Raw genomic sequence first — 11,153 nt, forward strand, 5'->3', positions numbered from 1 at the left:
AGAGAGACTCTAACTTGAGCATTACGACTTTAAATAAATAACATTAAAGCCGTAACACTCTTGATTTAAATCTAAGTTTTGTATTGATAGACCATACTTAGATTACTGCTTAGCTTCTTTCTTAATACGGTAGTTTTCAATCCAACTTCCCAACGTTTCACGCTCTTCCTCGGTCATATTGGTTAAATTTGCTAACGGCATATCTTTATTTAATACTGCGCGAGAATAAATTTTCTCATGTTGTGTTTCTACCGCTTCTATCGAATCAAGTGTAAAGCCTAATGGCGCACTGCTAAACATCGTTGAAGTCGGTGTTGCGCTATGACACTCAGTACAGTGTTTTTCTACGATATCCCATGCTTGTGCATCTGAAATCTGTACAACATCAACTCCACCTTCATTGGTTGCAGTCACTCTCGGCGCAAAGCTTTCCCAAGGAGCAATCGCTAGCATCAATACGAAAAAAGCAGCAATACCGCTTATTAAAACAGAGGGTTTATTAATATGACGGTGCTTAAGGTTAAAATAATGTCTTATCCACATCCCAATAACGATCAAAGCAATTAATACTAACCAGCCATATTGATGCGTATAGGTGTGTGAAAAGTGATTGCTTAACATGATGAAAATAATCGGCAATGTCGCATAGTTGTTGTGAATAGAACAAAGCTTAGCCTTTAGACCAACTGATGGATCCGGAATCCGCCCTGCTTCTACTTCTTTCACCAAGTAACGTTGACCAGGCATAATGATGTGATAAACATTACCCGCCATACAAGTACCAATTAACGCACCAATATGGATATAAACCGCCTTATCAGCAAAGAGTTGGTCAAATCCCCAAGCCCATAATCCTAGTAATACAACACTTGTAGCCGCGAATAAAAAACCATTTTTAACCAATGCTGAGTTACATAACGCACGATAAACAACATACCCAACCGCGATACTACCGAATGACGTCCCAATCGCTGCTAATTTAGTTAATTCACTTTTACTGCCGTCTAATAAATTAACATCAGCACCAACGTAATACAGCAAGCTAAACAACAATGTACCCGTGATCCAAGTAGTATAAGCTTCCCATTTAAACCAGTGTAACGTTGTTGGCATGTGCTCTGGGCCATTCTTATATTTAGCGACTTCATAAAAACCACCGCCATGTATCGCCCATAAATCACCACTAATGCCTTTATCAGCCTTTTCTTTCGGTGGTGTTTCTAAGCTATTGTCTAACCAAGCAAAATAGAACGAGGCGCCGATCCATGCAATACCTGCAATAACGTGGAAATAGCGTAAAATTAGATGTGCTACTTCAATTAAATAATTTTCCATATTGTTTATCCTGTCTATTTTTTTGCTTTGTTATTTTTATTTTTTGCACTTTATCTGTATGTGTAACACTCTATTAACAATACATTTTTACTAGCTTCCTCGGTAAGTTGAATAACCGTATGGTGCTAATAACAAAGGAATATGGTGATGTCTTGAATCCTGTACTTTAAAGCTGATTTCTGCACTTGGATAAAAACCATCGATGCTTTGCTTTTCCCAGTAATCTTCAAGTGAAAAAACTATTTTATAGGTTGCAAATAACTGCTCAGATGTTTTACCTTGATACCACCCCGTCTCATGCCAATCATCGATTCGACCATCTTCATTAGTCACCGCTGAAGAGAGTAATGACCATTCATTATCTTTTAAAACAAACAGTTGAATCGCAATGCTTGCAGCAGGTTTTCCTAATGCTGTATTGAGTATGTGCGTTGTAATTGGGTTGTTATTCATAATAATTTTTCCAAACGTATTTTAGTGATTTTAGCCTGTTCAGCTCCCGCAATACTCAACTCTATTGAGCGCTGGTTGCCAATTCTATTTCTAATTAAATCCAACATTTCTTGTGCACTTTTACCTGAAGCACAAACAATAAAGATAAAACCAAATTTCTCTAAATAAGCTTGGTTTAATTGAATCATCTCTTCTAATACTTTACTGCCAGCAAGCGACATACCAGCTTGTTCGTTGCTTGCTGTACCTGACGTATTGGCATATTTTTCATGTAAGGTTTTTAAATTACCTATCTGTGGATGACCAGTAAAAGCAATAAGATAGTCTTCGTCTGATAATTGTGAAAAAGCATGTTCCGATGCAGCTAATAAAGCCTTTGAATCGACAAAAGGACGAGCACTAACCATAGCTTCAATCCAATTAGGCGCACAGCAGCAACTTTCGAAAACAGCATATGTGTCTTCTGTATTAGCCGTATTTATTTCATTCAAACTCATCAACTTTCCTTTTTAAATTCACTCGATTATTTCTACTGATTGACATGATTTAGCATGAGAAATAATCTTCTTATAAAGACAAAATGACACACAAAAAAACACGACATTTTTTAATTTAAGCCCATATATGGTGCAAATTAATTTAAAATGTACACTCTTGGTGCTTCTTGCCTCACTTTATATTTTGTTCGTATATAATTACAAAATTGCATCGTGTTATTTTTAATAACTATAACCTATTGTAATAAAAGGCCATAAAGCCTTTAGCCTTTTTTATAGCAGTTAATTGCTTATTAATTCGATGCAGTTTTTAAATAGCTGGTAAGCTTATTGCTAATATCATACCAACTTTGACCAATTGGACAGGTTACAGTAAAAACGCCATGAATAAGGGGTATTTCATCGCATAATATCGATGAGTTCGCTCTACAAAATAGGTGTAATTAATAGCGGTTAATAACATTAATTAGATCATAATAATCTGTAATAAAAGGGATTTATCAATGAGCAATGTTAAGCGTTTAGCGATGCTTGGAATCACCAAGGAATACCCAGGCTGTAAAGCGAATGATGAGGTATTTCTAGATATAGAACATGGTGAAATCCATGCGCTGTTAGGAGAGAATGGCGCGGGCAAAAGTACCTTAATGAAAATGCTTTATGGTGTAGTAAAACCTGACTCAGGTAGCATTATATGGAATGGGACACCTGTCTCTATTGACCAACCTTCGGTAGCACGTGGTTTAGGTATTGGTATGGTTTTTCAGCACTTTTCATTATTTGAAACACTCACTGTTTCAGAGAATATAGCCTTAGTTTTAGGCGACCAGGCTGGTAACTCAAAAACCTTAGCGCATCGTATCAAAGCCACTTCAGAACGATACGGAATGCCACTCGACCCAGACCGTCGTATTTCAAGTTTATCAACAGGTGAACGTCAACGTGTTGAGATTGTACGTTGCTTATTATTAAATCTTCAATTACTTATTTTAGATGAACCTACCTCAGTATTAACACCGCAAGAAGTCGACAATTTATTTAAAACATTAAGACAACTAACCAAAGAAGGTTGTTCGGTACTGTTTATAAGCCATAAATTACATGAAGTCACCGAGCTTTGTGATAGTGCGACGATTTTACGTGCAGGTAAAGTCACTGGGCACTGTCATCCAAAAGACGAAACATCCGAATCTATCGCACGCATGATGGTCGGTGAAGATATTGCTATCAGTAATGAGTGCCGTCGTTCATTAGGAACTGACGTCTTTGCGAACATTGAAAACTTATCGACCAAGTCAACGGGTCAATTTGACGTTGCCTTGAAAAATATTAACTTGCAGGTAAAACGCGGTGAAATAGTCGGTATTGCTGGTATAGCAGGTAATGGGCAAGAAGAACTACTTAGAGCTTTATCCGGTGAAGATATTCATCCAAACTCAAAATCTATCACCTTTGCAGGGACAGTGATAGATCAATTAACACCATTACAACGTCGTCGTTTAGGTTTAGCTTTTGTTCCTGAAGATCGCTTAGGCCGAGGCGCAGTACCTGATTTAGATTTATGCGATAACGCCCTGCTCACTAGCTTTGATTCAGGTTTAGTTAAAAACGGTTTTTTACTACAATCTAAAATAGTTGAGTTAGCAGACAAAATAATCAAAAAATACAAAGTGAAAACAGCAGGTAATCATGACGCTGCTGTAAGTTTGTCGGGCGGTAATTTACAAAAATTCATTGTCGGTCGAGAAATAGATCAAGAACCTAACTTTTTACTGATGTCTCACCCAACATGGGGCGTAGATATTGGTGCCCAAGTGGCTATTCACGATGCGATTTTACAGTTAAGAGATCGTGGCTGCGCTATCTTAATCGTTTCTGAAGACTTAGATGAACTGTATAAAATCAGTGACCGTTTAGGGGCTATTTGTGATGGTCAAATATCACAGTTTTTAGCGCCAGAAGCATTGCCTTTAGTTAAGTTAGGACAATGGATGGCAGGTGATTTTGATACGACAGATTCAACTACACCTTCGCCTAAACAATCACCTATAAAGTCATCACCTACAAATTCATCATCTACACAGCCCCCTTTAGCAACATCTACGACAGCTGCCGACAATAAAGGAGCATCGCAACATGATTAAATTAGTCCCTCGCGCTCAAGCCTCTGCTAAATGGGGATATTTATCGCCTATCTTAGCGGTATTTTTAACCTTAATTGCTAGCTCCATTTTATTCATGGCATTAGGTAAAGATCCCGTAGAAGCGCTTTACACCTTTTTTATTAGTCCTATTGCTAATTGGTATGGCGTCACCGAGTTATTGGTGGTTGCAATCCCAATCCTACTGTGTGCCTATGGCTTAGCTTTATGTTACCGCGCTTCTATATGGAATATTGGTGCTGAAGGTCAACTGTTAACCGGCGCTGTAGTCGGCACTGTAATGGCATTGCAATTTGTTGATTCGAGTAGTGCTTGGGCCATGCCTTTGACACTAATCGCAGGTATGGTCGGCGGCATGATTTGCTCAGGTATATCAGCTTTCTTGAATCTACGTTTAAATTGTAATGAAACGTTGGTAACCATAATGATGAACTACATCGCACTTAACACATTGTTATGGGCAGTCTACGGGCCATTAAAAGATCCCAATGGCTACAACTTCCCTGAAAGTGCTTTGTTTGGCGATAGTACTCTCTTACCTATTTTGTTTGAAGGAACGCGCTTACACGTCGGTTTATTATTAGTGGTATTAGCGCTTGTCGTGACCTGGGTCTTCATGAGTAAAACCTTCTTAGGTTTTCAAATCAAAGTACTCGGTTTAGATAAACCTGCTGCTCACATGGCAGGTTACAAACAGAAAAAATTAGCAGCAATGGTATTTTTAGTATCAGGTGCATTGGCGGGTTTAGCAGGGGCCGTTATCGTGACTGGCTCAACAGGGCAATTAATACCTGCCATTTCGCCAGGTTACGGCTACTCAGCAATTATTGTTGCCTTTCTTGGGCGTTTACACCCCGTGGGAATAACCTTAGCAGGATTGTTAATTGCACTACTGTTTATGGGTGGCGAAATGTCGCAAATGATCTTGAATTTACCAAGGTCAATAAGTGGAATATTACAAGGGTTGATACTGTTCTTCTTACTCTCTTGTGACGTGCTTATTCGTTACCGAATTACCTTCACGTTTAAGCGTTCAGGTTTAACTGCTACGGCAAAAAATTAAACAGTATTAAGGAAATTAACTGATGGATATTGATTTAATAACAAATATTTTATACGCCATGATCATGACAGGCACACCACTTTTATTGGTGGCTTTAGGTGAAATGGTGTGTGAAAAAAGTGGCGTGTTAAACCTAGGCCAAGAAGGCATGATGTTGATGGGTGCGGTCGCTGGTTTTATCGCAATGTATCACACTGATAGTTACATTCTTGGTTTTGTATTCGCGATGCTAGTCGGTGTTGCTATGTCGCTTTTATTTGCAGTCATTGCATTACAACTTAACGCAAATCAGGTAGCCGCTGGGTTAGCACTTACTATCTTTGGAACAGGTTTATCTGCTTTCCTAGGTAATGATTATGAAGGTAAACAAATTTCTATTTTACCTTCACTGGCGATTGCTGAATTGCAGCATATTCCCATCATAGGCAAAGCTATTTTTGCACAGAATGCCATTGTCTATTTAAGCTGGGTATTAATTGTCGTTGTGTATTTATTTTTCCGTTACCACCGTCAAGGTTTATCGGTTCGTGCTGTAGGTGAAGACCCAAGTGTAGCGAGTAACTTAGGTTTACCGGTTATGTTGATTCGTTATTTATCCGTTGCCTTTGGTGGTGCTATGGCGGGGTTAGCAGGTGCTTACTTATCGATTGCTTATACACCGATGTGGACGGAAGGCATGGTGTCAGGTAAAGGTTGGATTGCACTGACTTTAGTGGTGTTTGCAAGCTGGCGTATCGAACGTATCATTTTAGGGGCTTACTTATTTGGTTTTGCAAGCATCATGCACCTCGTTGCACAGGGCTTAAACTGGGATATCTCCTCTAACTTATTAGCGATGATGCCGTATATTGCAACGCTAGTTGTGTTAGTGATGTTAAGTCGAGATAAGCAACGCTTGAAGTTGTTTGAACCGATGGCATTAGGTAAACCATGGCATAGGAGCAGTTAACCTTACGAGGTTGGTAATCGCTTACTTTTTGGTTTTTTAATGGGAAATCTATGGCCGTTGTTATGGTGATAGCAACGGCTTTTTTTATGCTTTTTATTAGTGCTGGATCTAGTGTTTAGAGTTGAATTCGTCTGCGCTCATCCGGTCAGTTTGATTAATTGTATGCTTTGGTATTCCGCCCTTGCGGCGTGTTCATTTTCTTTAAATGGCCAAAGAAAACAGAACCAAAAGAAAGGCCAGCCGAGCGTTTTCTGACCCAAAGAATAAATGGCTTTTATAACTCACCGGCTCTTACGGCACATCCATGTGCCAAACGAGCCTAATCCAAACATCCTGTTTGGCTTTGCTAAAAGCAATTCATTATTTGGGAAAACTAGACGGCAGAGAGTTGTCGCCATGTTGAGTAATGTTTTATGCTTTGCTTTTACCCTTTTATGAAAACCTAAGATATGCACTCAAACGATACGATCACCAATATCTGTAAAGCAGCTTTGACTTTGGGGCGCTGACTTTAGTCTGCATTCTTTGCTTTTGTGTGTTTGTTTTTCCCTCTTCTACTTCACGTGGAAACCATACTTTTTAAGCTTAATTTACTTTGAGTTGAATTCGTCTGCGCTCATCCGGTCTGTTTGATATTTATCATCAGTGTTTTCGCCCTGTCGGCGACTTTACTTTCCTTTGAATGGCCAAAAGGAAAGTAAGCAAAGGAAAGGCCAACCGAGCGTTTTCTCATCCAAATATAAATTGCTTTTATAACACACCGACTCTTACGGCACATCCATGTGCCAAACGAGCCTAATCCAAACATCCTGTTTGGCTTTGCTAAAAGCAATTCATTATTTGGGAAAACTAGACGGCGGTGAGTTGTAGCCACATTGAACAATGTTTTGCTTTTGCCTGTTTATAAAAACCTGAAATACAAATTAAAACGATAATTACCCATCAATGTGAAACAGCTTTGACTTTGAGGCGCTGACTTTAGTCTGCATTCTTTGCTTTTGTGTGTTTGTTTTTCCCTCTTCTACTTCACGTGGAAACCATACTTTTTAAGCTTAATTTACTTGAGTTGGATTCGTCTGCGCTCATCCGGTCAGTTTGATATTTATTATCAGTGTTTTCACCCTGTCGGCGACTTTACTTTCCTTTGAATGGCCAAAAGGAAAGTAAGCAAAGGAAAGGCCAAACGAGCCTAATCCAAACATCCTGTTTGGCTTTGCTAAAAGCAATTCATTATTTGGGAAAACTAGACGGCGGGGAGTTGTAGCCATATTGAGTAATGTTTTATGCTTTGCTCTTACCCTTTTATGAAAGCCTAAGATATGCACTCAAACGATACGATCACCAATCTCTGTAAAACAACTTTGACTTTGGGGCGCTGACTTTAGTCTGCATTCTTTGCCTGTGTGTGTTTATTAAAACCTAAAAATACTAACTCGAACGATGTCCTTAGCAACTGAGTAAAACAAATTTTGACTTTGGGGCGCTGACTTTAGTCTGCATTCTTTGCTTTTGTGTGTTTGTTTTTCCCTCTTCTACTTCACGTGGAAACCATACTTTTTAAGCTTAATTTACTTGAGTTGAATTCGTCTGTGCTCATCCGGTCAGTTTGATATTTATTATCAGTGTTTTCGCCCTGTCGGCGACTTTACTTTCCTTTGAATGGCCAAAAGGAAAGTAAGCAAAGGAAAGGCCAACCGAGCGTTTTCTAATCCAAATAATAAATTGCTTTTATAACGCACCGGCTCTTACGGCACATCCATGTGCCAAACGAGCCTAATCCAAACATCCTGTTTGGCTTTGCTAAAAGTAATTGATTATTTGGGAAAACTAGACGGTGGGATTGTTCGTCCACATTGAGCAATGTTTTATGCTAATTTTAGCCTGTTTGACAAAAACTTAAGCTCACCCTCTACAGAATAAATATATTTCTGTATTTCTACCGTAAATGCAGAATTATTCTATCTATCCACATGATTAAGGTTTTATTTTTATTTTTAACGTTTTGATTGGTTTATTTATTTTAGTATTCTATTATCAAATTTAAATAAAATAGAGTGTTCTGCCTACCAAATAGAAATACGGAATGATTCTATTTAATTACGCTGCTATAAGCCTAGGAGGAAGTGTGGCAACAACATTGATAGAGGTCGCTGATACTGCAGTGAAAATTGGTTTAGGTGGTTTAATTACTTTGGTGGGGACTTTTTTTATAGCCAAATTGAACCATAAACATGAGTATAAAAAAGATAGACAAAAACGTTTCCATGATGCTCTTGAGCTGGTTAGTGAACAGATCGAGGAAATGACACATGTTTCATTACGCTATTGGGCATTCGTAACTGAATGGGTTAGAAACAATCAAAAAGATCTGGGGCTTACAGACAAAAGACAGCAAGAGCTAGATAAAACTAAGATTGAGCTTTTTGACCAATTCAAAAACCTAACAGTTGCCGAATCCAAATTACTACTTTTAGGGCTTAAAGTACCGTCTCAATTGTTAAGGGATTACGGAGTGTTCTTGAAAGAAATGCGTAGAGACTACTATGATGGCAAGAAATCTATCACAGAAAAGCAAATGGAAGAAGTGAGAACAACACTTCTAGCTAAAAGAGAGTCGCTTTTTCAGTCACTTTCTAGCTCTTATAAAAACGACTTATAAGTTAATCAACTGGATGTATTAAGGTTGTCATTAAGATGTTAGTTTACCAAGTTTATATTTTCCAATTGAGATCTAAGTTATGAATGTCGGTTGTATTTTTTGTAGTGGAAATGGAAGGCTTTCTAAAGAGCACATATACCCTGATTGGCTTAAAGAGCATTTAATTCGAAGTGATGATAACTTGTCTAGACACAAGGTTACACAAAATAGTCAGGATCCTAAAACTGGCAAGCTTCAAAGGCCAATTGATTTTCATAAACAAAAATTAAGAGTGGTTTGTGAAAACTGTAATAATGGTTGGATGAGTAGATTGCAAAGTTTATCAAAACCTCATTTGATTCCTTTACTTAATGGTGACTGGAGTAAGCTAACAAAAGATAGCTTTAGCGTAATTTCAGCTTGGTCTGCAATGTTTACAATAGTTAATGAACTTTCTCACCCTGCAACGGCAACAGTACCCAAAGCAGAAAGATACTTTCTAAAAGAAAATAATTTACCGCCTCCAACATGGAATATTTGGCTTGGAAAGCACAACCCACAATTAGACCATCCTGCATTAATTAATCATTTTGGCTTTAAAACTTTCCAGCAAAACTTCCAAACAACTGGATTTACTGTCGGAAAGTTATTTATACAAACCTTCATGGCTAGCCCTTCATGTGATTTATCAGCTAAAAAGATTAAAGAGTTTGATAGTAGTTTTGATACCATGAAAATATTTCCAATCAACTCTGTTGGTTGTCGTTCTATACCGGTGAAGAACTATACAAAACCTGAATTACTGTTAGTTTCAAATTCTATTGCCAAAAGCTTTAAATTAAGAGTAATGGATGATTTAAATATATTATGGAACGAGTCGTAGAAAGCAAACTAACAAAGCACTTAAACGAAATTAAAACAGTGACTTACGATTATCTTCGCTACATATTACAACCCACAATTTTAGTCCGCTTAGTGCGGCGTTGAGGCTGTAGAATAACTCGTTTTTTGTAAATCAATAATAAACATCTATTTTTAACTTTTTGTTTTATTTGATCATTAAATTTTAAAAGTAATTTTTTCTTGAAAATAGAAAAATTCTACTGCCTCGTTATGAATATTGGATGAATAATATGGAAAAACTGAATGTTCTTAAAGTTTGTATCTGGGTTAAAGAGTTCTCGCATCCAATTAGAGTATTTGGTGTTATCTTTTTTGCTTTGGCTTTGATTACTGGGGTTATATGGAGTTTGGGGAACGAAGTTGAGCCTATCGCCTTTGTTTTAAGCCTTATGAGTTCATTATGTTTCGCATCACCAGCTGCCGCAGAGTATTTAGTCCCAAATCGTAAACCTGTAAAACAAATGACATATGATGAATTATTAATATTTATTCCAACTACTGATTATAAAAATGACTGGAAAGGCTTATCTTCGGTTGAGGCTAGCGAGTACTTTTTAAAGGAGGATCCTAGATTGAGGTTTAGAACAAGATATTCCGAAGATGGTATTCAAGCTCGTGACTTTAGAGAGCCTTGGGCTAATTGTTATTTACATCCACATGCAACAAGTTATTGGCATGAGCTTTATTACGATGGTGCATTTATTCATCGAACAATTCTAATATCTGTAGATGATGGGAAATCTTTACTACCCGCTCCAGATATTGATTCAGGTATGGTTCGTGATTTCGAATATTCAGTTGCCAAAATTCATGATGTGTTAAATAACGTAGATTCCTACTTAGAAAAGTCGGGGCTACATCGAATAGATTCATAATCACGTAGCCGGAGGTACCTAACCTCCAGCCCCCACACCACCCTGTATGCGGCTCCGCACAGGGCGGTTCATCTTATGATTAATAGTGAATATTAATCCACAAATCCTTTAATGAAATCAAACCTTGTTTGGCTAAAAACTCATTGCAGACCGTACTACTGAGCCCTTTGATTTTCGAACTACGACAAGGGCTTTTGCCGGTGATACCACAACTGATTACAAGTCGCTCACTTACTCCTAGCCTAATTAAAGATCTGGCTTAGGTTCTCTTCTGATCA

At 38.0% G+C, this 11,153-nt stretch carries 9 protein-coding genes; 6 read left to right on the forward strand and 3 right to left on the reverse strand.

The genetic code is table 11. The annotated features are described in order from the left end of the window. Nucleotides 1–102 precede the first annotated feature (102 nt). From GQR59_RS15885 to uraD, 3 genes are all read right to left on the reverse strand, one after another. Nucleotides 103–1,335, reverse strand: coding sequence for a urate hydroxylase PuuD (locus tag GQR59_RS15885; protein ID WP_160064324.1), 1,233 nt, complete (start codon nucleotides 1,333–1,335; stop codon nucleotides 103–105). Between the two features lie 90 nt (nucleotides 1,336–1,425). Then, a complete protein-coding gene (uraH, locus tag GQR59_RS15890; RefSeq protein ID WP_160064326.1) occupies nucleotides 1,426–1,788 on the reverse strand; it encodes a hydroxyisourate hydrolase in 363 nt (120 codons plus the stop codon). Then, nucleotides 1,785–2,285 (reverse strand): 2-oxo-4-hydroxy-4-carboxy-5-ureidoimidazoline decarboxylase, encoded by a 501-nt coding sequence (uraD, locus tag GQR59_RS15895; RefSeq protein WP_160064328.1) that lies wholly within the window; start codon nucleotides 2,283–2,285, stop codon nucleotides 1,785–1,787. The genes uraH and uraD overlap by 4 nt, the downstream gene beginning before the upstream one ends. Before the next feature lie 503 nt (nucleotides 2,286–2,788). Here uraD and GQR59_RS15900 point away from each other — a divergent pair. The 6 genes from GQR59_RS15900 to GQR59_RS15925 all read left to right on the forward strand — a co-directional run bounded on the left by GQR59_RS15900 (nucleotide 2,789) and on the right by GQR59_RS15925 (nucleotide 10,875). Next, nucleotides 2,789–4,429 (forward strand): ABC transporter ATP-binding protein, encoded by a 1,641-nt coding sequence (locus GQR59_RS15900; protein WP_160064330.1) that lies wholly within the window; start codon nucleotides 2,789–2,791, stop codon nucleotides 4,427–4,429. Continuing rightward, nucleotides 4,422–5,510 (forward strand): ABC transporter permease, encoded by a 1,089-nt coding sequence (locus GQR59_RS15905; protein ID WP_160064332.1) that lies wholly within the window; start codon nucleotides 4,422–4,424, stop codon nucleotides 5,508–5,510. The genes GQR59_RS15900 and GQR59_RS15905 overlap by 8 nt, the downstream gene beginning before the upstream one ends. A gap of 22 nt (nucleotides 5,511–5,532) precedes the next feature. After that, entirely contained in the window at nucleotides 5,533–6,459 is a 927-nt protein-coding gene (locus GQR59_RS15910) for an ABC transporter permease (protein WP_160064334.1), read from the forward strand. Between the two features lie 2,125 nt (nucleotides 6,460–8,584). Beyond that, on the forward strand, nucleotides 8,585–9,118 hold the full coding sequence (locus GQR59_RS18535) for a hypothetical protein (RefSeq protein WP_201288124.1): 534 nt from the start codon (nucleotides 8,585–8,587) through the stop codon (nucleotides 9,116–9,118). 79 nt (nucleotides 9,119–9,197) lie between these two features. Then, nucleotides 9,198–9,980 carry a hypothetical protein gene (locus GQR59_RS15920; RefSeq protein ID WP_160064336.1) on the forward strand — a complete coding sequence of 261 codons (783 nt, stop codon included), beginning with the start codon at nucleotides 9,198–9,200 and terminating at the stop codon, nucleotides 9,978–9,980. Between the two features lie 250 nt (nucleotides 9,981–10,230). Next, a complete protein-coding gene (locus GQR59_RS15925) occupies nucleotides 10,231–10,875 on the forward strand; it encodes a hypothetical protein (protein ID WP_160064338.1) in 645 nt (214 codons plus the stop codon). The last annotated feature ends 278 nt before the right edge of the window (nucleotides 10,876–11,153 follow it).

It is taken from the genome of Psychromonas sp. L1A2 (assembly GCF_009828855.1).
In the GTDB taxonomy this organism is placed as follows: Bacteria; Pseudomonadota; Gammaproteobacteria; order Enterobacterales; family Psychromonadaceae; genus Psychromonas.